Source organism: Pseudoalteromonas sp. NH0006-46 (genome assembly GCF_057547735.1).
Window position 1 is genome coordinate 680,715 of the sequence record NZ_BAAJML010000001.1, and the last position, 21,675, is coordinate 702,389.

General features: G+C 39.2%; 22 protein-coding genes. 15 read left to right on the top strand and 7 right to left on the bottom strand.

The genetic code is table 11. The features are described from left to right. Positions 1 to 22: 22 nt before the first annotated feature. Positions 23 to 1,729 carry a bifunctional ornithine lipid synthase OlsF gene (gene olsF, locus AC27I2_RS03110; RefSeq protein ID WP_058403483.1) on the bottom strand — a complete coding sequence of 569 codons (1,707 nt, stop codon included), beginning with the start codon at positions 1,727 to 1,729 and terminating at the stop codon, positions 23 to 25. Positions 1,730 to 1,890: 161 nt separating this feature from the next. Between olsF and AC27I2_RS03115 the strand changes: the two genes are divergently transcribed. After that, complete coding sequence (locus tag AC27I2_RS03115) at positions 1,891 to 2,811, top strand: 2-hydroxyacid dehydrogenase (protein ID WP_487203471.1); 921 nt, start codon at positions 1,891 to 1,893, stop codon at positions 2,809 to 2,811. Positions 2,812 to 3,016: 205 nt separating this feature from the next. Here AC27I2_RS03115 and smrA read toward each other — a convergent pair whose 3' ends face one another. From smrA to AC27I2_RS03130, 3 genes are all read right to left on the bottom strand, one after another. Beyond that, the gene (gene smrA, locus AC27I2_RS03120; protein ID WP_058403481.1) at positions 3,017 to 3,595 is read right to left on the bottom strand and encodes a DNA endonuclease SmrA; all 579 of its coding nucleotides are present in this window, start codon (positions 3,593 to 3,595) and stop codon (positions 3,017 to 3,019) included. Positions 3,596 to 3,723: 128 nt separating this feature from the next. Further along, a complete protein-coding gene (locus AC27I2_RS03125; protein ID WP_006792771.1) occupies positions 3,724 to 3,969 on the bottom strand; it encodes a hypothetical protein in 246 nt (81 codons plus the stop codon). Between the two features lie 106 nt (positions 3,970 to 4,075). Beyond that, positions 4,076 to 4,519, bottom strand: a complete 444-nt coding sequence (locus AC27I2_RS03130; RefSeq protein ID WP_138528714.1) for a hypothetical protein — start codon at positions 4,517 to 4,519, stop codon at positions 4,076 to 4,078. 113 nt (positions 4,520 to 4,632) lie between these two features. Between AC27I2_RS03130 and AC27I2_RS03135 the strand changes: the two genes are divergently transcribed. Then, positions 4,633 to 5,016, top strand: a complete 384-nt coding sequence (locus AC27I2_RS03135; RefSeq protein ID WP_058403479.1) for a response regulator — start codon at positions 4,633 to 4,635, stop codon at positions 5,014 to 5,016. 64 nt (positions 5,017 to 5,080) lie between these two features. Here AC27I2_RS03135 and rpsT read toward each other — a convergent pair whose 3' ends face one another. After that, positions 5,081 to 5,341 carry a 30S ribosomal protein S20 gene (gene rpsT / locus AC27I2_RS03140; RefSeq protein ID WP_006792774.1) on the bottom strand — a complete coding sequence of 87 codons (261 nt, stop codon included), beginning with the start codon at positions 5,339 to 5,341 and terminating at the stop codon, positions 5,081 to 5,083. Between the two features lie 295 nt (positions 5,342 to 5,636). Here rpsT and murJ point away from each other — a divergent pair, with 295 nt between their 5' ends. From murJ to AC27I2_RS03205, 13 genes are all read left to right on the top strand, one after another. Then, positions 5,637 to 7,175 (top strand): murein biosynthesis integral membrane protein MurJ, encoded by a 1,539-nt coding sequence (gene murJ / locus AC27I2_RS03145; protein WP_487203472.1) that lies wholly within the window; start codon positions 5,637 to 5,639, stop codon positions 7,173 to 7,175. An 83-nt stretch (positions 7,176 to 7,258) separates the two neighbouring features. Next, positions 7,259 to 8,209, top strand: coding sequence for a bifunctional riboflavin kinase/FAD synthetase (gene ribF, locus AC27I2_RS03150; protein ID WP_058403477.1), 951 nt, complete (start codon positions 7,259 to 7,261; stop codon positions 8,207 to 8,209). Between the two features lie 5 nt (positions 8,210 to 8,214). Beyond that, complete coding sequence (gene ileS / locus AC27I2_RS03155) at positions 8,215 to 11,043, top strand: isoleucine--tRNA ligase (RefSeq protein WP_487203473.1); 2,829 nt, start codon at positions 8,215 to 8,217, stop codon at positions 11,041 to 11,043. 12 nt (positions 11,044 to 11,055) lie between these two features. Next, positions 11,056 to 11,556, top strand: coding sequence for a signal peptidase II (gene lspA / locus AC27I2_RS03160; RefSeq protein WP_010555931.1), 501 nt, complete (start codon positions 11,056 to 11,058; stop codon positions 11,554 to 11,556). Beyond that, positions 11,553 to 11,993 carry an FKBP-type peptidyl-prolyl cis-trans isomerase gene (gene fkpB, locus AC27I2_RS03165; RefSeq protein ID WP_006792779.1) on the top strand — a complete coding sequence of 147 codons (441 nt, stop codon included), beginning with the start codon at positions 11,553 to 11,555 and terminating at the stop codon, positions 11,991 to 11,993. The genes lspA and fkpB overlap by 4 nt, the downstream gene beginning before the upstream one ends. Then, a complete protein-coding gene (ispH, locus tag AC27I2_RS03170; RefSeq protein ID WP_058551006.1) occupies positions 11,993 to 12,922 on the top strand; it encodes a 4-hydroxy-3-methylbut-2-enyl diphosphate reductase in 930 nt (309 codons plus the stop codon). Before fkpB ends, ispH begins: the two co-directional genes overlap by 1 nt. A gap of 40 nt (positions 12,923 to 12,962) precedes the next feature. Beyond that, a complete protein-coding gene (locus AC27I2_RS03175; protein WP_487203474.1) occupies positions 12,963 to 13,997 on the top strand; it encodes a sensor histidine kinase in 1,035 nt (344 codons plus the stop codon). Next, positions 13,994 to 14,701 (top strand): LytR/AlgR family response regulator transcription factor, encoded by a 708-nt coding sequence (locus AC27I2_RS03180; protein WP_487203475.1) that lies wholly within the window; start codon positions 13,994 to 13,996, stop codon positions 14,699 to 14,701. Before AC27I2_RS03175 ends, AC27I2_RS03180 begins: the two co-directional genes overlap by 4 nt. A 105-nt stretch (positions 14,702 to 14,806) precedes the next feature. After that, positions 14,807 to 15,367, top strand: a complete 561-nt coding sequence (pilV, locus tag AC27I2_RS03185; RefSeq protein WP_487203476.1) for a type IV pilus modification protein PilV — start codon at positions 14,807 to 14,809, stop codon at positions 15,365 to 15,367. A 2-nt stretch (positions 15,368 to 15,369) separates the two neighbouring features. Next, positions 15,370 to 16,371, top strand: a complete 1,002-nt coding sequence (locus tag AC27I2_RS03190) for a PilW family protein (protein WP_058403471.1) — start codon at positions 15,370 to 15,372, stop codon at positions 16,369 to 16,371. Continuing rightward, a complete protein-coding gene (locus AC27I2_RS03195) occupies positions 16,359 to 16,862 on the top strand; it encodes a hypothetical protein (protein ID WP_058403470.1) in 504 nt (167 codons plus the stop codon). The genes AC27I2_RS03190 and AC27I2_RS03195 overlap by 13 nt, the downstream gene beginning before the upstream one ends. Before the next feature lies 1 nt (position 16,863). Further along, positions 16,864 to 20,049 (top strand): pilus assembly protein, encoded by a 3,186-nt coding sequence (locus AC27I2_RS03200; protein ID WP_487203477.1) that lies wholly within the window; start codon positions 16,864 to 16,866, stop codon positions 20,047 to 20,049. A 9-nt stretch (positions 20,050 to 20,058) separates the two neighbouring features. Then, positions 20,059 to 20,475: a type IV pilin protein gene (locus AC27I2_RS03205; protein ID WP_058403468.1), complete on the top strand. Its 417-nt coding sequence runs from the start codon at positions 20,059 to 20,061 to the stop codon at positions 20,473 to 20,475. A gap of 2 nt (positions 20,476 to 20,477) precedes the next feature. Here AC27I2_RS03205 and AC27I2_RS03210 read toward each other — a convergent pair whose 3' ends face one another. Continuing rightward, positions 20,478 to 21,005 (bottom strand): GspH/FimT family pseudopilin, encoded by a 528-nt coding sequence (locus tag AC27I2_RS03210; protein ID WP_138528702.1) that lies wholly within the window; start codon positions 21,003 to 21,005, stop codon positions 20,478 to 20,480. A gap of 77 nt (positions 21,006 to 21,082) precedes the next feature. Next, on the bottom strand, positions 21,083 to 21,634 hold the full coding sequence (locus AC27I2_RS03215; RefSeq protein WP_058403466.1) for a GspH/FimT family pseudopilin: 552 nt from the start codon (positions 21,632 to 21,634) through the stop codon (positions 21,083 to 21,085). Positions 21,635 to 21,675 lie beyond the last annotated feature (41 nt).

Consider the following 21,675-nt stretch of genomic DNA (forward strand, 5'->3'; position numbering starts at 1 on the left):
ACCGAGGGGCACCTCGCCTTGATTAGCTTAAATATCGTTTGGCTTTATTTTCTTTTACACTGTGTAAGTCAACTAAGACTAAACCGTCAATACAATTGTTAAAGTCGGGATCTATACTAAAACTTAAAAATTTCACTCCGCCAGGTTTGCATAGCTCGGTGTATTGTTTAAATAGCGTAGGTACTTGCGCGCCCATATTAGCAAGTACATGTTTGAGTTCTACAAAGTCCTCTTTTACATCGTTTTTGCAAAAAATGATGTCACATTGTCCGAGCTGTTGTTCACTGGGTTTAAATTCGTTATTAGGAGTGGCAAGTATCTCATCTGCTTTATAATAATGTTGGTAGTAATGCACTAGCATGGCTTTTGCTGGATCAGCTAGCGTGTTAGGTACGCTAACAGCACCAAATAAATAGCGATATTGAGGGTAGCTTTTAATAAAAGCACCAATACCGTACCACAAATAATCTAGACTTTTACGGCCCCAATACTTTGGCTGAACAAAACTACGGCCAAGCTCGATTCCTTGCTCCAAATAGGGTTCCATGGCATCGGTGTATGTAAACAGGCTATCGGTATATAGCCCTTTACGACCATGCTTATCAATAATTTCTTTAGCACATGCTAATCTATAGGCACCAGCTAACTCTAACTGTGTTGGATCCCAAAGCACGAGATGTTGATAATCCATATCGTATTTATCTATATCGCGGCGTTTACCGCTGCCTTCACCGACGGCTCTAAACGCTATTTCTCTCAACCTACCCAGTTCTCTAAAAATAGGTGAGCTACCTGTATATTGATATAGATGAATATGCATTCCATCTTGTGTTTTCCCCAGAAGCTGGCACGCCTCTATCGCTTTTTTCAGCTCTTTTCTGCATTCTGGAACAGCAATCGGTGTTTGTGTTTTTAGTGGTAACGGTTTTTTGCTTGTGAGGCGATACAGTTGTTTTCTAATTAAGTTAACAACCTCTTTGTCTTTCAAGTTTTCTATTAGGTATGACGCAGGAGGGATAGACGCACCAATTTCAAACTCTAACGATTTTTGGCGTTGTTTAAACATTTCTTTTACTAATAATAAGCTAGCTAATGGTTTATAAATTATTGAAGTACCATAAAATAACGGGCTGTTCTTAGCTTTAATATAAATGGGTAATATAGGACAATTCGCTTTTTTTGCCATACGTAAAAATCCGCTGTTCCATTTACAATCTTTGATACCTGTTGGGCTTAATCGTGAAACTTCGCCGGCGGGAAATATCAATAATACCCCCTCATTCTTTAAATGCTGGTGAATATTATGAAGCTCTTGTTTTTTACTTGTGCCTGATAAATTATTCACAGGTAAAAGCAAATCATGCATAGGGGTTACCGACATAAGCATACGGTTTGCGACAACTTTTAAATCTTTTCTTACGCTTGAGATCACTTTAATTAATGCAAGCGCATCTAAAGAGCCTATAGGGTGGTTTGCAACAATAATTAATTTACCTTCGCTAGGAATATGCTCTATTTGCTTTGGCTTATAACGTGTATCAAAATTTAGCTCATCGAGAACTTGTTCAACAAATTCTAGCCCTTGTAAATGAGGGTAGGTGTCTGCAAAGGCAACAAACTCTTGTTCATGCAATAAATAGCCTAACCCCTTTTTTACTAGGCTTTTTACTTTTGGTGAGCTTTCTAATTGTGGTAAATTTGCTGCAATTACTTTATCGACACTGATCATATAAACCTCTTTGCAATTTAGCTTGGTTGCCATGTATATAGAGTAAAAAAAGGGTGTGACAGTTATTTTGCAGTTGTGTGACCTTTTAAAGTGTAAAGAAGGCTGCTTAGTGATTGATTGGTCAGCATTGATTTTTATATAAACTTATTTTGGAAGTAACTATGTCGGTATTAGTAGCAATTACAGGGCGAGATAACACAAAGTTAATAGAGCAATTACAAGCCCGATTACCCTCTACACAAATACAGCAATGGCCAGATTGTAATAATCTAGAAAGTATTGATTTTGTATTAGCATGGAAAGCACCACAAGATATGTGGGCAAAGTTACCAAACCTTAAAGCGGTATCGTCATTCGGTGCCGGTGTAGACAGCATTGATTTAAGTTTGCTTGGCGACAATATAGATGTAGTACGTATAGTTGACGAAAAGTTAGCGCAAGACATGGCCGAATATGTCTTAACTCACGTTTTAGCGCAAAAATTACGATTAAAAGAATACTTTATTAAGCAAACACAGCAGCAATGGAAACCTAAACGCGCTTATGAACAAAATAAGGTAGGGATTTTGGGTTTTGGGGAGCTAGGCAAAGCATGTGCGAAACAACTTATTGCCAATAACTTTAGTGTAAATGCTTGGGCTCATACACATAAAACGAGTAATACAGTTAATTTATTTTATGGCGAACAAGGGCTTCAAAAAATGCTTAGCAATATTGATTATCTAATATGTTTGTTGCCATTAACCAAAAAAACGAAAGGTATTATTAATAAAAGTACAATTAGTATGCTTCCTAATCATGCTGTTATTATAAATGTTGCGCGAGGTGAGCATGTTATAGAAGCTGATTTACTTAATGCCTTAGAGGAAAATTCACTTCGAGCTGCAGTTATTGACGTTTTTGAACACGAACCTCTTGGTAAAGAACACCCTTATTGGCAGGATGATAAAATAACCCTTACACCGCATTGTGCTGCATTATCAGATATAAACAGTGTTACAGCACAAATAGCAGAAAACGTTGAACGCTTGCAGCAAGGTATTACTTTAAATAATCGAATAGATAGAACGAAAGGATATTGATAAATATTTAAAGAAACAGCTTGTTAACATATGTAATTTTTATTAATGTTGTATGTGTTCTCAACAATAAAAATATAAAGAGGGTGAAATGAAAACAAATCAGGGCGGTGCTAGGTTAAGCTTAATTATAATTTCAATAATAATATTAGGCGTATCTGCATGGTTTAATCAGCCAACTGTTTTATAAAAAATTGACACAGCAGGTTTACCGCTTGCTGTGAATTTCTCTATTTTCGTGTTTTTTATCGGCACTTTTTTTAAGCAAAACATACGTTGCGCCACTCCCACCATGATGTCTCTGTGCAGTATGATATGCTAACACTGCGGGCAACTCAGGTAGCCATTTATTTACAAAACTTTTAAGTATTCCCGGTTTAGTTTTATTTTTGATTCCTACACCATGCCTAATAAGCACCACACGTACATTTTGCTGCTGACAGTCATTAATAAAATTAAAGAGCGTATTGCGTGCATTGTTAAGTAGCTGGCCATGAAGGTCTAAGGTCGCGTCAACTTGATACTTTGCTAAACGCAAGTTTTTAAATACAGGACCTTGTACACCGTCTTTTTTAAAGCTTAATATAGCAAATGGCTCAACAAGCTCTACAGACTCTGAACTTAAGTAGTTTTCATCTACCGATAAAGTGTTTTCAGCCGCTTGTCGCTTTTGTTGCTGCGCAAGTGAAGAGTGAGGGTTATTTGATAACGGCTTAATGGTATCACTGCTAATAGGGGTCACATCTTCCATAGAAGATAAAAATAAATCAAAATCAGATAAAGACATACCGAAATCTCAAAATAATGTAATACGAGGTAAATATTATCTTAGTTCACCCAATTTCCCAACCATTTTGATTTATACAATAAAAAAGCCCAGCAATGCTGGGCTATAAAAAATTCTAAGGGAAGTTGTTAGCTCTGAGTTACATTAAGTTGCCCAAATGTATAAACCTTAAACAGGTAAAATGTATTGATCAATACCAAACTCATATTTGAAATAACACTCGACGACATAAGATCTAAGCTAAATGATAAAAATAGCAGGCCACATGCACTTATCGCAGCTACGCGCAGTAATGTTATGTGGTTAATAAAGAATGCACCTAAACCTAGTGCAAGTAGTATCGTGTTTAAAAGCCAATCTAGCTCGTTTAGCATGGTTGTTTCAATAGTTCAGTTGTTGAAAAAAGGAGCGCCATTATGGTGATCTTTTGCGCACCTTTCAACCAAGTAATTTTATATTTTCAGATTAGTTTTATTTATGCTAAAAGTAACTTTTAATCGCTGAAATTAGACCGTCGTCAGCAATAACTTGATACTTTTGACAGCTCTGCGGGTTCTGTAAATCACTGCATAAATAAAGAGATTTGCGCTTATCGTCAAACTTAGGGTGTAAATTAGAGTCTATAAGCGTTGCACCGTATCCAAATACACCAGGCCAATAAATACTTTCGCTAACCATCCCTAATTTTTTATAGGTGAGTAAAGTTGGTTTTGGAAAAGCGACAATGATTACTGCAATAATAGCGAGCGTTATTAACAGTCCTTTTTTGGCTTTAGGTTCTTGGCTATTTAACGCAGCATCAATATTGTGTTGATTTGTTTGAGCCTGCCTTTGAGAAGTTGCCTGAGTTTTATTTTTTTGTGTTGTTTTTTTTCTTGCTGGTGTTTTACCTAGCAAGGATTGTTTTTTTGGTGTTTTTGACATAAAGCAGATCTGGCCTTTTTTACATAGGTCTTTATAATTCAAATAGTAAATTTATATACTAAGCTAATTATTATAATAACGTAAAGTTAGCTTATAGCCTATGAGGAATGAAGATGGACACGCAGCTATCAATTTTAATTGTGGATGACGTTAGCACGGTGCGTAGTTTTTTGAGTCAAACGCTCATGCATCTAGGTATAGACAATGTAAAGGAAGCATCTACCGCCTCACAGTGTATTAGTGAATGCCAAGCTGCAAAATACAGTATGATTTTTTTAGATATTGAATTGCCAGATGGAGATGGTAAAGAGTTAATCGCACAAATTAACGAAATGAGCCCCGAAACAAATGTGGTGATGGTCTCTGCTCATTCAGGTGTTGATAACGTGAAGGATGCTATAGATAAAGGGGCTAAAGGGTTTATTGTAAAACCATTTACGCCAAAGAAAATAGCCGCCATGCTTAAAAAGTTTTATCCAGATTTAGAAATAATGTAAATCACAATATTTAAAGCAAAAAAAAACCGGCAAAAGCCGGTTTTTATATTCAAGCAAAAACAAATTATAGCGCTTTAATCTTAGCTGCTAAACGGCTCTTATGACGAGCTGCTTTGTTTTTGTGAATTAGACCCTTAGTTGCGTAACGGTCTAGGATAGGTGTAGCAACAGAGAAAGCTTGCTGTGCAGCTTCTTTATCGCCAGCTTCAATAGCAACAACTACTTTTTTGAAGTAAGTGCGCATCATTGAGCGACGGCTTGCGTTGTGCTGACGGTTCTTTTCGCTTGTGATAGCGCGTTTTTTTGCAGACTTGATGTTAGCCAAGGTTTGCTCCTAACAATCTTAAAATAAAGCTTAAATTAAAGGCCGTGGAATATGCCTGTTTCTATCATGAATGTCAATTTAAATTTAACAATCCAAGAAAAACTGCTCCTTATAACGAGCATCAATTTGCCGCTTTAGCAGTTAATGACGCTATTGTAACAAAGCACAGACCCTCAGCCTAGTGCTTTAAAGCGATTTATAAAAAAGACTGTGGCATAATCGCGTATCTTAGGGATTTTTAAGTAGGTTTAAGGTGTCAAAAGGTTTATTTCGCTCCGGTATGATTGTTAGTTGTATGACTATGATATCGCGCATTTTAGGACTCGTAAGAGATGCTGTTGTTGCTAATTTATTAGGAGCAAGTGCTGCAGCTGATGTTTTTTTATTTGCTAACCGAATTCCTAATTTTTTACGTCGCTTATTTGCAGAAGGCGCTTTTGCACAGGCATTTGTACCCGTTTTAAGTGAAATAAAGGAGCAGAAAGGTGATGATAAAGTAAAGCTCTTTGTTGCCCAAGCAGCCGGTACGCTGGGTACTATTTTACTGTTAGTCACTATTTTTGGTGTAGTAGCTTCGCCGGTTATTGCCGCTTTATTTGGTACAGGGTGGTTTATTGATTGGTGGCAAGGCGGCCCTAATGCAGAAAAGTTTGAACTAGCCAGTTCGTTATTAAAGTTTACTTTTCCATACTTGTTTTTTGTAAGTTTAGTCGCGCTGAGCGGGGCTGTAATGAACGTTTACAATCGTTTTGCCGTTGCAGCGTTTACCCCTGTGTTGCTAAATATATCAATTATTACCTGTGCAATCTTTTTACATGATAAATTTAGTGTAGGCGCCTATGCGTTGGCCGTTGGTGTATTTGTAGGTGGTATTGTTCAATTGTTATTTCAACTGCCGTTTTTATACCGCGCTAAAATGTTGGCTCGTCCGCGTTGGGCTTGGCAAGACGAGAACGTAAAAAAAGTGCGCAAGCTGATGCTGCCTGCATTGTTTGGCGTATCGATAAGCCAAATTAATTTATTACTAGATACCATGATAGCCTCATTACTGATGACAGGCTCTATAGCATGGCTTTATTACTCAGATAGGCTAATAGAGTTTCCGCTTGGCTTATTTGGAATTGGTATAGCAACGGTCATTTTACCCGCACTCTCTAAATTGCACAGCAGTAAAAAACTCAGTGATTTTCAGCAGACGTTAGATTGGGGGGTTCGCTTTGTAATATTTTTAGGTATACCAGCAATGGTTGGCTTAATGATAATTAGCCCACTTATAATTACGGTGTTATTCGATCATGGTGCTTTTAAAGAGGACAGTGTTGATCATGTAAAAGCGGTAAGTTTAGGTGTTGTTGCTTACTCTGTAGGGTTAGTTAGCTTTATGTTGATTAAAGTGCTCGCGCCTGGTTTTTATTCCCGCCAAGATACTAAAACGCCGGTACGAATTGGGATTATAACCTTAGTGTTAAATATGGTATTTAACATTATGTTGGCACCCTTTATTGGTTACTTAGGGTTAGCACTCGCGACATCAATGTCAGCCAGTTGTAATGCATTTTTACTTTACAGGCAGCTTAAAAAAGAAAACGTTTATCAGTTTTCTTCTATGAGTTTGCGTTTCACTATAAAGTGTATTGTTGCAAGTATAGTTATGGGGTGTGTTACATGGTATGTAAGTAGTTACTATTACTGGGCCTCGTGGGCGTTCGTACAGCAAGTTATATTATTAATTGCCCTTGTTGCACTAGCAGGAGTTAGCTACTTTACAATGCTCTTTTTAATGGGCGTAAGACTAAATACGATAAAAAGTGTAGCAATTACTGAATCAAACTAAAAAAAAGATTATAATCGGCAGCCTTGTGGCTTTTCCTTGGTATAAGTCGTGATAATACTTGCTGAAAAAAGGCTTTAGGTGGCATGGAGTTAATTAGAGGTATACACAATATTCGCCCACAGCATTTTGGGTGTGTGTTAACTATTGGTAATTTTGACGGCGTTCACTTAGGTCATGCGCAAGTGTTAAAGGGCTTGTTAGCCGACGCTAAAGCACATAACTTACCTAGTACGGTGTTGTTGTTTGAGCCTCAGCCTCAAGAGTTTTTTGCAAAAAACAATGCCCCAGCAAGGCTTACTCGGTTACGTGATAAGCTGCGTTTATTGAGCGATTTAGGCATTGAGCGAGTTATTTGCATTAGCTTTAACCAGCAGTTTGCAAATATGCACGCAGAACAGTTTGTAAACGAGATACTAATAAAAAAACTCGGTGTTAAAGCGCTAACGGTGGGTGACGACTTTAGGTTTGGCCAACAACGTAAAGGTAATTTTAATTTACTTGTTAATATGGGTAAACAAGCGGGCATGGATGTACAAAGCACTGCGAGTTTTCACCAGTTAAATGCTAGAGTAAGCAGCACGTTAATACGTGAAGCATTGGCATGTGGCAACTTAGCTGATGCCAAAGTAATGCTTGGTCATAATTATGCGATTTCTGGGCGTGTTATACATGGTTGGAAACGAGGCCGTGAACTTGGCTTTAGAACCGCAAATATAGCGCTCAAACGCCAAGTTTGCCCCGTAAATGGAGTGTTTGCTGTGCAAGCGACCATTGCAGGGAAACGGGTTTTTGGAGTTGCTAATATAGGCAATAAACCCACATTTAATGGGACACGTGCACTTCTAGAAGTTCATCTTTTTGACTTTGCACAAGACATTTACGGACAATTTATGCACGTTGAGTTGATACAAAAACTCCGCGATGAAAAAAAATTCGAGACATTAACACAATTAACGGCGCAAATAGCAACAGATGTTGCCGCCGCTAAACAGTGTTTTGGTTTAAATCAGGTAGCCGATAGAGACGGAATGTAGGATAAATGAGCGACTATAAACATACTTTGAACTTACCGGAAACACCGTTTCCAATGCGTGGCAATTTGGCACAACGTGAACCAAAAATGCTAAAAGCATGGTATGAAGACGACCTTTACGGTCAAATCCGCAGCGCTAAAAAAGGTAAAAAAACCTTTATTTTGCACGACGGCCCTCCGTATGCAAATGGCGACATCCACTTAGGTCACTCAGTCAATAAAATTTTAAAAGACATTATTGTTAAGTCTAAAACCTTATCAGATTTCGACTCGCCGTATATTCCAGGTTGGGACTGTCACGGTTTACCAATTGAGTTAATGGTTGAGAAAAAAGTAGGTAAGCCTGGCGTTAAAGTAACTGCGAGCGAGTTTCGTGAAAAATGCCGCGCATATGCTAAAAAGCAAGTTGAAGGTCAAAAAGTTGATTTTAAACGTTTAGGTGTGTTTGCCGATTGGGACAAGCCTTATTTAACAATGAACTTTGACTTTGAGGCGAATGCAATTCGTGTGCTTGGTCGTATTATTAAAAATGGTCACCTACACAAAGGCGCAAAACCTGTGCACTGGTGTACAGATTGTGGTTCTGCATTAGCTGAAGCTGAAGTTGAGTATCAAGATAAACAATCGCCAGCAATTGATGTGCGTTTTATTTTTGATGATCAAGACGCTGTAGTTCATGCATTTGATATGGCAAAAGGGCATAAAGGTAAAGGTGATGTTGGCACTGTAATATGGACTACAACACCATGGACGCTTCCGGCCAACCGTGCAGTCGCTGTCCATGCTGACCTAGAATATGCATTGGTTCAAGTTGAAGATGAAGGTGCTGAGCAACGTTTGATTTTAGGCTCAGAGCTTGTAAAAGATGCTATGGATCGTTTTGGTTTTAACCATTACCACGTTTTAGGCTATGTAAAAGGTGCAGCACTTGAAAACTTGCAAGTAGCACATCCTTTTTATGATTTTAGTGTACCGGTGATTGTTGCAGAACACGTAACTACGGACTCAGGTACTGGCGTGGTGCATACAGCACCGGGTCATGGTCAAGAAGATTTCGTGGCAGGCTTAAACTACAACCTTGAAGTTGCTAACCCAGTTGGCGCAAACGGTGTGTACTTGCCTGATACAGAATTATTCGCAGGTCAGCATGTATTTAAAGCTAACGCGAGCGTCATTGAAGTATTAAAAGAGCGTGGCGCTTTAGTGCATCACCATGCGCTTACTCACAGTTATCCGCATTGCTGGCGCCATAAAACCCCTATTATTTTCCGTGCTACGCCGCAATGGTTTGTTAGTATGGATCAAGCTAATTTACGTAATGATTCACTTGCTGAAATCAAAAATACACAGTGGCTCCCTGAGTGGGGCGAAAGCCGTATTGCAAACATGGTTGAAGGCCGTCCAGATTGGTGTATTTCTCGCCAACGTACATGGGGTGTGCCGATTGCTTTATTTGTTGATAAAGACACCGGTGCATTACATCCAAATACCCAAGCGCTTATTGAGCAAGCTGCAGAACTAGTAGAAAAATCAGGCATACAAGCATGGTATGACTTAGAGCCAGAAACACTATTAGGCGAAGAAGACGCTAAACAATACATGAAAGTGCAAGATACACTCGATGTATGGTTTGACTCAGGCGTGTCGCATGCGTGTGTTGTTGATGCGCGTGAAGAATTAGTCGGCCCAGCCGACTTATACCTTGAAGGGTCTGATCAACACCGCGGCTGGTTTATGTCGTCGATGATGACATCGGTCGCAATTAATGGTCATGCTCCTTATAAACAAGTGCTTACGCATGGTTTTACCGTTGATGAAAACGGCAGAAAAATGTCTAAATCGTTAGGTAACGTTATCTCTCCACAAAACGTTATGAATAAGCTAGGTGCAGATATTTTACGTTTATGGGTTGCCTCTACTGATTACACGGCAGAAATGACTGTATCGGACGAAATATTTAAACGCTCAGCAGATCGCTACCGCCGTATTCGTAATACGAGCCGTTACTTACTCGCTAACTTAAATGGTTTTGATCCTAAAACAGATCAAGTGGCTGTTGATGATATGGTTGAGCTTGATAAGTGGATTGTTGGACGTGCAGCTCAGCTGCAGGACGAAATTTTAGCCGCTTACGATAGCTACCAAATGCTATTAGTTACACAAAAGCTGATGAACTTCTGTACGGGTGAGCTTGGTTCGTTCTATTTAGATGTAATTAAAGACCGTCAGTACACTGCAAAGAGCGACAGCCATGCACGACGTTCTTGTCAAACAGCGCTATACCATATTGCTGAAGCAATGACGCGTTGGATGGCACCAATTATGAGCTTTACAGCGCAAGAAATTTGGGAAGCATTACCAGGTGAACGCAGTGATTACGTATTCACATCAATGTGGTATGAAGGTTTACAAGCACCAACAAATACCCAGTTTAGTAATGATGACTGGCAAGCAATTTTAAATGTACGTGACGAAGTGAACCGTTTATTAGAAGCGGCACGTAAAGAAGAAGTTATTGGTGCTGCACTTCAAGCAACAGTTAATTTATTTGCGGGAGAAGAGCTGGCAAATAAATTAACGGCATTGGGTGATGAGCTGCGTTTTGTACTGTTAACATCAGCTGTTAACGTTACTCGCGTTGATAGCCAACCTGCAGATACGCAAGAAACAGAAATTGAAGGTTTGTACATTAGTGTTGCAGCAACAGATGCCGCTAAATGTGAGCGTTGCTGGCATTACAGCGACGATGTAGGTGTTGAACCTACTCACCCTGAAATCTGTGGTCGTTGTGTTAGTAATGTTGATGGCGAAGGCGAAAAGCGTCAATTCGCTTAGGGGATATTGTTAGTGAGCAAACTAGCCCAAAAAAGTGGTTTAGTGTGGTTGTGGTTGAGTCTATTGCTTTTAGCAATAGACTTTGCCAGCAAAACACTTGTTGTAAATACGATGGCTTATAGCGAGTCTATCAATTTACTACCTGTTTTTAGTATTACCTATGTGCATAATTACGGTGCTGCTTATAGTTTTTTAAGTGATGCCGGTGGTTGGCAACGTTGGTTTTTAAGTGCAATTGCAATTGCGATAAGTGCCTTATTAGTGTGGTGGCTAAAAAGATTACCTGCCACTAATAAAGTGTTATGTGGTGCTTACTCGTTAGTGCTTGCTGGCGCTATTGGTAATTTATACGACCGTATTGCTTACGGTTATGTAATTGACTTTATTCACGTATTTTATGAAGACTCACATTTTCCTGTATTTAACTTTGCTGATTGTGCTATTTGCGTTGGCGCGGCATTGTTATTATTTGACGCCTTTACAGGCGAGAGTCCGAAGGAGCACAAAGCATGAGCCAAGCTGTAATTGGTGAGAACTCGCAAGTTATTTTTCATTTTTCTATAAAACTTGAAGATGGCTCTGCCGCTGATTCAACTAAAGTGCATAACAAACCTGCAAAATTAACAATGGGCGATGGTAGCTTAACAGCAAATTTTGAGAAGTGCCTATTGGGTTTAAGTGCAGGCGAAAGTAAAACGTTTGAATTAGAGCCTGAAGATGCATTTGGTCAGCCAAATCCAGATAATATTTATTACGTTGATCGTAGTAAATTTGGCGCAGAGACACCTGCTAAAGTAGGTGCCATTATTGCGTTTACACAACCTGATGGAACAGAACTTCCTGGGTTAGTGCGTGAAGTGCAAGGTGAGTCGGTTACGATTGATTTTAATCACCCGTTATCTGGGCAGCGCTTAACATTTGAAGTGGATATTATTGAGGTAGAGGGCTAATGGATATTTTATTAGCTAACCCACGTGGTTTTTGTGCAGGCGTTGACAGAGCAATTAGTATAGTAGAGCGCGCTTTAGATATTTTTGAAAAGCCAATTTACGTGCGTCATGAAGTTGTTCATAACAAATATGTTGTAGATGGCTTAAAAAATCGTGGTGCTGTGTTTGTCGAAGAATTGCACCAAGTACCAGACGATAGCATTGTTATATTTAGTGCTCATGGTGTTTCGCAAGCCGTTCGTTCTGAAGCCAAGCGCAGAGAACTAAAAGTGTTTGATGCAACATGTCCACTTGTTACTAAAGTACATATGGAAGTAACCCGCGCAAGCCGTAAGGGGACTGAATGTATTCTTATTGGTCATCATGGTCATCCTGAAGTTGAAGGCACCATGGGGCAATACGACAACAATGCTGGCGGTATATATTTAGTTGAAACCGTTGACGATGTTATTGCGCTTAATGTTAAAGATGCGGAAAATTTATTTTATTGTAGTCAAACAACACTCTCTGTTGATGACACCGCAGATGTCATTGACGCATTACGAGAAAAGTTTCCAGCAATTGACGGCCCGCGCAAGGATGATATTTGTTATGCAACACAAAATCGCCAAGATGCTGTGCGTGATTTAGCTGACAAAGTTGATGTGCTTTTAGTTGTCGGTGCAAAAAACAGCTCAAACTCAAATCGATTGCGCGAACTTGCGGATAAAATGGGCACAACCGCTTATTTAATTGATGATGCGACTGACGTACAAGAGCAGTGGGTTTCAAGTGCTAATTCAGTGGGAGTGACTGCCGGTGCATCTGCGCCTGAAGTGCTTGTTCAACAAGTAATCAGTCGTTTGAAAGAACTTGGCGGTAAGCAAGTTGTCGAAAATCCAGGCGAAGAAGAAAATATCGTATTTGCTGTTCCTGTGGAGCTGCGTTAATCTATATAAATTAACTATTTAGATTACAAGGAGAGCTGTCATGAGCAAGTCGCTTCAATCGGATGCACTGCTTTTTTCGGCTCTTTTTAATGAGCGAGGTGTACTTGCCTCGCTTGTTGTTACTCAAGTTATAGCGGTCGTTTTAGCATTTGCTCCTCACGCTCAGGGGGATATATGGCTTAGGCTTGGGATAATTAGCTTATTTCTACACTTAATCGTTTTATCAAGTACGTCCTCGTTATATATAGCCAGATCTTTATTGCAAAATCGTTCTCATGTTTTGCAACTTTCACTTTTTTTTGTTTCTTTTTTATTATTTACCAGCTTATTTAGTGTTTTATTTTCGCGCTTTGCGTTTGACATAAATACAACTAAACACCTTATTTATTTTGTAATGCAAAATATTATTATTGTCGCTTTTTTGGTTGCGTTGTTTGTGCAGTTTTTACTTATTCATGCTGAAAAAGAAAAGCAAACTAAGGCACTTTCACGTGCAGAATTAGATGCTTTACAGGCACGAATTCGTCCACACTTTTTATATAACAGCTTAAATACAGCAGCAGAATTAACGCATCACGATGCCGCGGCCGCAGAGCAAGCTATCTTAGCATTAGCTGCATTATCTCAAGCAGCAATGCGTTCTGGTAAAAGCGTGCTACTAAACGATGAGGTAACACTGAGTAAGCAATATATTGCTTTAGAAACATGGCGCTTTGGTGAGCGATTAAAAGTTAATTGGCTCATTCCAGAAGAATTACCAGCATTGAATATACCGTGTCTATCACTCCAGCCATTGCTTGAAAATGCAGTATGCCATGGTGTTGAAACAAGTGAAGACGGCGCAACCATTAATGTAGAGCTGCACATAACCACGGGTTATATTACTATGATTGTTTCAAACCCAATCACAGCATCAAAAGTGCAGACTAGGCCTAATAACGGCATGGCACTTGAAAATATTCGTCAGCGTTTAAATATTTACTATAAAAATAAAGCGCAGCTTACTATTACCAATAGGGACAACGTATACAGAGTAAAAGTCGTTATCCCTAAGCACATTGAGAATAGCTTATGAATGTACTAATTGTTGATGACGAACCATTAGCTAGAATGCGCTTAAAACGGCTTTTAGCAAATGAAAACAGCATAACGATAAAAGCAGAAGCGGCAAATGGTAATGAAGCGTTGAAGCTTGCTAACAAGTATAATCCCGATTTAATTTTCTTAGACGTTGATATGCCCGGTGTTAATGGCCTGCAAGTTGCGTATGAGCTTAACAGCTTGGCTTTGCCGCCAGCAATAGTATTTATAACAGCTCACCCTGAACATGCATTGGATGCACTGCAGTTAAGTGCTGCAGGGTATTTAGTTAAACCGGTTACCGAGCAGTCTTTAGCTAAAGTACTAGAACAACTAGGGCGTATAAATAAAGCGCATGTACAAAAGCAGCAATCACCTAAAATTAGTTATCAGATAGCAGGGGTGACTAAAAGTGTAGATCTTGAAAATATTTTCTATTTTAATGCGCAGGAAAAATACACGAATATGGTTTTTGAAGGTGGAGAAGCCTTTGTTGAACAAAGTTTAAAACAGTTAGAGCTACTTTACCCCGCTCAATTGTTAAGAATTCATAGAAACACCCTAGTAAATAAAAATAAACTGCTGTGTTTAAAAACACAACGTGCTGGTTTACATACAATCGAGTTGGTTGGTTGCACAGAGCCGTTGGCCGTAAGTCGACGAGAGCTAAAAGCAGTTAAAAATATATTAAAAGCCTAGTTGTTAACCGTTTATCAACAAATCCTACCGCTCATCCTAGTAAGTATTGAATCTAAATTTTAATGTCATAAACTTATAATCAGATAATTTTTATTTGGTTTTGGTATGCAATCGTCTCAAACAAAATTTCAAAAAGGCTTCACACTAATTGAAGTACTCATTGCATTTATTATTTTAAGCTTTGGCTTATTGGGGGCCGTGGCTTTGCAAGCTAAGGCTAAGCAAGCAAGTTTTGATTCTATGCAGCGAGCTGCAGCTGTTGCGCTTGGAAACGACATTATTCAGCGCATTCGTGCAAATGATACACCGCAGCTAGTTGGGCTTTATGCTAAAACATTTAACAGTGAAACCTCCACATCAACGTCTCAAACTTGTTTCAGTGCAAGCTGCAGTGCAGCGCAAGTGGCGGCTTTAGATTTAGAACAATGGAAAAGAGCAATCAGAGCGCGAGAGAACACAGGTGCCTTAGATGATGCAACTGTGTGTATTACGCCAACGGCAGTTGGTGGGTCAGGTGGAAAAGCGTTTAACTTAGAAGTGATTATTTCATGGCAAGGTAGGCAAGAGTTTACAGCTAATGATGCAACAGCTGCGATTAAGTGTGGCGAATCAGACAAAAAGCGTCGTTTAGTTGTTTTAACTAGTTACATTTACTTAAGGAGCTAAGCATGAAGCAAAAAGGGTTTACCCTTGTAGAAATGATGATCTCGCTTTTTATAGGTGGTTTAGTTCTTGGTGGCGTTATGTTTACCTACATTGGTATGAAAGTAACCACAAAAGACACCATGACCATCGGCGAGATCCAAGAGTCTGCGCGTCTTGCTATTAATATTATGCAGCGAGATATAGAACAAATTGGGTTTTGGGGCACATACTACGATGACTCATTTGTCGCAGGTAATACCACAAGGGCTTCAGCAACAACCCCTGCACCAGATTGTTTTGAAGGGGCTAATAATGGGAGTTTTCCTGATTTAGCGTCTACCACTAACTTTAGAACTATTTATGCAAAGGTTGCTGAAGAGTCTAAAGAACTTAACTGTGTGAGTAACCCTGTAAAAAGTACAGATATTTTACAGCTTAAGTTTTTACAGGGAAATCGTTTAACAGTAGGAGCTGCAGGAAACGAAACCCAAGCAGGTCAAAATTACTTTGTTGCTGAGCAAGAAAGAGCGCAATTTGTGCGCGGCGTGGTTAATGCTGGTGCGCTAAATATTAATGCAACTGTTTGGCCCTATAGCCACCATGTTTATTATGTTTCTGAGCAAACCTATAAAGTTAATAATAAAAATATTACCGTTCCCGCATTGATGAGAAAACGCTTGGTGGGCGGCAATATTTCTACAGAGACAATCATGGAAGGCGTAGAAAATATGCGTTTTGTTTTTGGTCTCGACACAAATAGTGACAGCCGCATTGATACCTATAAAAGTATCAGCGATATGGAACATTCAGACTGGGAAGACCGAAAGGGTATTTTAACTGTTCAAGTATTCTTATTGATAAGAGCTTTACAAGAAGATCCGGGGCTTAAAATAAAAAATCAAACGTATACCTTGGGCGAAGACGATAATAAGCGTCAATTAACATTTAACGACAGTTACAGACGCACCGTATTTACTACCACTATTCGATTAAACAACGTTGGATCAAACTTATGGCGTATTTAAAAAACTCACCTAACAAGCAGCAGGGTGTTGTGCTTATTACAGCATTGATCATGGTTATAGCCGTTACCGGTATTGCTGTAACACTTATGAGCAGCAGTAGTATTGACGTTAAAATTACAAATGCAGCGCAAGAGCGAGAAGTCGCTGAAAATGAACTGATTGGTGAAGTGCAAAGAATGATTTCTGATGAGGCTAATAAAGGAGCTGCAAACCAGTTTTTTTTAACGCCGGATGAAGTATCACATCACTCAGGTGATAATGGCGAAGGTATGACGATTGCAACACATGGCGATATGCAAAGTAAAATGATTAACCTAAACAAAGGGGCGCTTGATTTAGAGTGCCCAAGGCGTTTTAACTTTACCGCGGGTATATCGTGCAACATGTTACAGGTTGCTACAACTGTTGAATATGGTTCTAAAGCGAAGCACTCACTCACAATTGTGACAGGTGTAGCACAAGAAATGGCTAGTATGAGTAAGGGAATTTAAGATGAGTTTTAAATTAAACAAAGTGCTAGCGGCATTACTTGGCTTAGCGGTTAGTGCAACAGCAAGTGCAGAAGACATTGAATTATATGTAAACCATAATGTAGAAACTGATGAAAACCCAAGAGTATTAATGATATTTGATACGTCAGGCAGTATGGCTTGGGATGTGACTGATGGTGGGCAGTGTTATCGTCGCTACCAAAATGGACAATTTTATCAATCAGATTGTTTTAAAAGTCAGCTTTATTTTAATTACACACAGCAGTGCTACAAATCGGTTAACGGATACGCTCAAGCTATTTGTGAAGATAGCCGACTTTTAGTCGCTAAAAATGCGATCACACAACTAGTCAATGATAATGATGATATTGATTTTGGTTTAATGCGTTTTAACGGAAACTCTGGAGGTTATGTACTTGCAAGATCAGGTGCTAGCAAATCAAATATATTAAAAGAAATTGATGATTTGCCAGCTAGCGGTTCTACGCCAATAACAGAGACTCTCTGGGAGGCATACCGTTATATAACAGGTGCAAGTCTCGATTTTGCAAATGGTATAAATAATCGGGATAAAAGCGCAGATGCAAGCGGGAACTATAAGTCGCCTTTTAAAAAAAATTCAGGCGATCCTTTAAGGTGTGACAATTCAATAAACTTAATATTAATGACAGATGGCGACCCAACGAATGATAGTGGCCGTGATAATCAAATAAAAAATGTACATAACAGTATATTTGACGACTCAATTCCTTTTGTTGATGGTGACTATTCAAATAGCTATTTAGTGGCTTTATCTAAAATTATCCATGGCACCAACAACACAAAGGTAGATTTATACACAGACACTAGCGATGTTTTAGATACGGGTAGAGTGTATACCATTGGTTTTGGTACAGGTATGAGTGAAGATGGTATTAAGTTACTAGAGGGGGCTGCTTCTGTTGGTGGCGGACAATATTTAGAAGCTCGAACATCTGAAGCTTTATCTGAAGCACTCAAAAATACAATTTCTCGTATTAGAGAGGTTAACGATAGCTTTTCATCTCCTTCTGTGGCAAGTAATAACGTGGATCAAACCCGAAGCCGCGACGCTATTTACTTTGCAATGTTTTACCCTGAAACAGGTGCACGTTGGCGCGGTAACCTAAAAAAGTTAAAAGTATCAGGCAGTCAAATTGTTGACTCAACGGGCAACCAGGCTCTTGATGAAAATGGACTGATTGACGAAAGTGCCAAAACGTTTTGGTTACCTAGCGGTGAAGCTGCCGATGGTAATTTGGTGGCCCAAGGTGGGGTAAATCTTCATTTAACTAATCTTGACTCAGACAGCCGTAACTTATACACAGAGAATCAAGGACAAGTTATTACGTTTAATACAACTACTGTAACAGATATTCTTGATTTGGTTGACGATAATCCGATTAGCTTATCGAGCAAGGATATTAAATGGGCTATGGGTATAGATGTTGATGATGAAGACGGTGATGGGTCAAGTGTTGATCAGCGTAAAGATATATTTGGCGACCCTTTACATTCTAAACCTGTAGCCATTGATTATGGTAACGATGATATTAGGGTTTTAATTGGTACTAATGCCGGTTTTTTACATATGTTTAAAGACTCTGATACCAGTGTGAGTGAAAGCTGGGCATTTATTCCTTCAGCCTTATACGACATTATTGAGCCGCTTAGGAATAACCAAGCAGATACAAAAGTTTACGGTATGGATGGACCCATTAGTGTTTACTTTAATAATAAAAACCTAAACAGCGATGGGTTGAACGATGGCATTATTGATGCCAGTGGGGACGATAAGGTGTGGGCGTTTGCAGGTATGCGCCGCGGTGGTGAAAATTACTATGCGCTTGATATTACTAACCCAGATGAGCCTAAAAAACTGTGGGATAACCCAATTGAAGGCGGTAAAGGAGATTTCAAAGAATTAGGTCAGTCGTGGTCTAAGCCACAGATAGCCTATATTAAAGCATTTGGCGATAAACCATTACTTGTATTTGGAGCAGGATATGACACAAATAAAGATGAGGCTATTCGAAGTAATGATGGTATTGGCCGAGGTATATATATTGTTGAGGCTGAAACTGGTAAAAGAGTATGGGCTTTGACACCTAGCATTAATGGGTTTAAGGGCGAGCACAGCATTGCTGCCGATATTACTACATTAGACTCTGACTATGATGGCTACATAGACAGAATATACGCAGCCGATACAGGCGGTGATGTGTGGCGTATAGATATGCCCGGTACAAACACCAATGATTTTAGTCATTTCAAACTGGCAGAACTTGGCAGTAACAAAGCAACAGAAGACAGGCGCTTTTTTTACAAGCCACTGGTTGCGCGTACTATTTACAGCAAAGTATCAGAAACGACGATCAACGGTAAAAAAGTGATTACACGTCTGGATACACCGTATGATGCAATAGTTATAGGTAGTGGTAACCGCTCTAAACCAACCGGTACAAATGAGCAAGACCAACTGTTTATGATAAGAGATGAAAACACAGTCACACAAACGTTTAAATCAAACGCACCAGACACCATTAAACCAGATGATTTAATGCTAATGAATTCAGACCCGTTTGGTAATGCACTTGATGATGTGGACGATTTTGTAGATTTAGAAATAGACTTAGCAAAATTTAATGGCTGGCGTTACGAGTTAGGCACTGGTGAAAAGTCACTTGCCGCTTCAACTGTTGTTGGTGGTGTTGCGTACTTTACTAGCTTCACTCCAGCATCAGAAACATCAACAGAGAATCAATGTTCGCTCAGTGGCGGAGGGGGCTCATTGTATGCCTTCCACCTACATTACGGTACAAAAGTGTATGATGATCTAAAATTTTCAACCAGTTACGATGTACCTGATACACCGCAACTTTACTTTGGAGAAGGCCCTTCATGTGCCGATGGTAATGGCGATGGTAAGTGCGATGACAACCCAACGCTATCAGTAACACAAGAAAGCCAATTTTATCTCATTGGGCCGGGTATTAAAGGAGAAAATGCACAAAACCCAATGAGGCCAGTTGAGATCACAGGCCCTGGTTTAAATGTAGTTGATGGTAAAGTACAGCTTGTTAACCCTGATAATACATTAGGCTTTGGATTTAGAACGCAACAAACGTATATCTATAAGCGTGAAGAAAATGATGAAGTTGGAAATTGAGGAATAAAAATGAATAAGCAACGAGGATTTACCTTGATTGAGCTGATGATAGCGGTGGCTATTGTTGGCATTATAGCAGCGGTTGCAGTGCCCAATTACACAGAATATGTAAAACGAGCATCAAGAGCGGAAGCTGCTGCAGCACTTTTAGATACGGCAAATAAACAAGAGCAATTCTTTGTAGATAACCGTGAATACACAGAAACATTTGCAGACTTAGGGCTTCAAAATAAAACCGAAAATGGGCATTTTGAATTATCTATTGATGTCGTTGATGGCAATGCATTTACTATAAAAGCAAAGCCAATTGCAGGTGCTGTAAAAGGTGATAACGACTGCAAGGAGTTATCTATTACCGACACAGGTTTAAAGGGCGCTAAAGGTGCCAAAGGTAACTCAGATATTGACTATTGCTGGGGCCGTTGAGTTTAATTTTTTTGGCATTTATCGGTTGATTTAATCCGTATTCTGCCCGTTTGACTTACCGATAAAGCCAACCCTTCTAGGTTGGCTTTTTCATTTGGGCAGTAAATAAACGTCCCATTTTGAAAACCGTTTAATGAACCATCAGGGCGAAACGTAATTGCAGTGCGAGGGTATTCAAGCGCGTCAGCATCATGAACCTTTTCAAAGGTACTAAGTAATAGCTCATCATCATCTAATGTCGTTGATTTATCTTTGTCGATAAATAAGGACATTTGCCCATCCCACTCATCTTTTGAGCATTCACCCTCGTCTAACGAGCAAAGAGTAACGTAAGTCGCGTTTTCAATAGCATACAAACGACCATAATTTATTGTGCGATGCAGCAGGCTTACATGATTTTCTAGCCTGTTTTTAGCTAGAAAATCAGGATAGTACCACATAGATATTTGACTGATTATGCTTACAACAGCCAGTGTAATCATAAGTTCAAGAAGCGTGATCCCTTTACTTTTCGATATTGATAACCTCATCCCTGAAGTCCTAAATTAATAAGCGTTAATTTAGTTTAGTAAATGAAAAAAATATGACAAGATAAATTGGTTGTTTTTTAACCGCATGTTTTTGTGCTATCACCTAAGTAAAACGCTGTGCCAGATTGAGAAACGCTAAGGGCTTTATTGTTATCTGTTCCATTATTAGGGCAAAAAACAAACTCCCCTGGGTTTGTTGTAATTCGACCGCTTGTATTAAAACGTAACCGTTTTGAGTTGCCTGTAAATTTAACTTTATCTTCTAGGCTAATTTTTTCCATTACCCGTAGTAAAGAGTCTGTAGAGCTGTTGTAGTTACCACTGTTATCTGAGTCGATAAAAACAATAATAATTTTATTTTTGTCCCATTTATTTCGGCATTGCATAGTGTCGTTTTGGTTTTTTACTTCGCCGTGTTGCGCTGCGCATATTACAACTATTTCATCGGTGCTTGCCGCTTGTGAGCGGGCATAACTAATATTTCTTTTCAGCTCTAGTAAAAAGTTTTCAGCACGGTTTTCTTCTAACATATCGCTACTATTCCAAAAAGCGATAGACGCTATAATGCCAACAATTGCGACGGTTACCATTAATTCTAAAAGTGTGAATCCTGATTGTTTAATTTTCATAACGATCTCATTTACAGCTAATTTTTGTATTACGATTCTTA

Bases quoted from the DNA above. Each gene is read 5' to 3' on its own strand.
- olsF (WP_058403483.1), bottom strand. From the start codon at position 1,729: ATGATCAGTGTCGATAAAGTAATTGCAGCAAATTTACCACAATTAGAA.
- AC27I2_RS03115 (WP_487203471.1), top strand. From the start codon at position 1,891: ATGTCGGTATTAGTAGCAATTACAGGGCGAGATAACACAAAGTTAATA.
- smrA (WP_058403481.1), bottom strand. From the start codon at position 3,595: ATGTCTTTATCTGATTTTGATTTATTTTTATCTTCTATGGAAGATGTG.
- AC27I2_RS03125 (WP_006792771.1), bottom strand. From the start codon at position 3,969: ATGCTAAACGAGCTAGATTGGCTTTTAAACACGATACTACTTGCACTA.
- AC27I2_RS03130 (WP_138528714.1), bottom strand. From the start codon at position 4,519: ATGTCAAAAACACCAAAAAAACAATCCTTGCTAGGTAAAACACCAGCA.
- AC27I2_RS03135 (WP_058403479.1), top strand. From the start codon at position 4,633: ATGGACACGCAGCTATCAATTTTAATTGTGGATGACGTTAGCACGGTG.
- murJ (WP_487203472.1), top strand. From the start codon at position 5,637: ATGACTATGATATCGCGCATTTTAGGACTCGTAAGAGATGCTGTTGTT.
- ribF (WP_058403477.1), top strand. From the start codon at position 7,259: ATGGAGTTAATTAGAGGTATACACAATATTCGCCCACAGCATTTTGGG.
- ileS (WP_487203473.1), top strand. From the start codon at position 8,215: ATGAGCGACTATAAACATACTTTGAACTTACCGGAAACACCGTTTCCA.
- fkpB (WP_006792779.1), top strand. From the start codon at position 11,553: ATGAGCCAAGCTGTAATTGGTGAGAACTCGCAAGTTATTTTTCATTTT.
- ispH (WP_058551006.1), top strand. From the start codon at position 11,993: ATGGATATTTTATTAGCTAACCCACGTGGTTTTTGTGCAGGCGTTGAC.
- AC27I2_RS03175 (WP_487203474.1), top strand. From the start codon at position 12,963: ATGAGCAAGTCGCTTCAATCGGATGCACTGCTTTTTTCGGCTCTTTTT.
- AC27I2_RS03180 (WP_487203475.1), top strand. From the start codon at position 13,994: ATGAATGTACTAATTGTTGATGACGAACCATTAGCTAGAATGCGCTTA.
- pilV (WP_487203476.1), top strand. From the start codon at position 14,807: ATGCAATCGTCTCAAACAAAATTTCAAAAAGGCTTCACACTAATTGAA.
- AC27I2_RS03190 (WP_058403471.1), top strand. From the start codon at position 15,370: ATGAAGCAAAAAGGGTTTACCCTTGTAGAAATGATGATCTCGCTTTTT.
- AC27I2_RS03195 (WP_058403470.1), top strand. From the start codon at position 16,359: ATGGCGTATTTAAAAAACTCACCTAACAAGCAGCAGGGTGTTGTGCTT.
- AC27I2_RS03200 (WP_487203477.1), top strand. From the start codon at position 16,864: ATGAGTTTTAAATTAAACAAAGTGCTAGCGGCATTACTTGGCTTAGCG.
- AC27I2_RS03205 (WP_058403468.1), top strand. From the start codon at position 20,059: ATGAATAAGCAACGAGGATTTACCTTGATTGAGCTGATGATAGCGGTG.
- AC27I2_RS03210 (WP_138528702.1), bottom strand. From the start codon at position 21,005: ATGAGGTTATCAATATCGAAAAGTAAAGGGATCACGCTTCTTGAACTT.
- AC27I2_RS03215 (WP_058403466.1), bottom strand. From the start codon at position 21,634: ATGAAAATTAAACAATCAGGATTCACACTTTTAGAATTAATGGTAACC.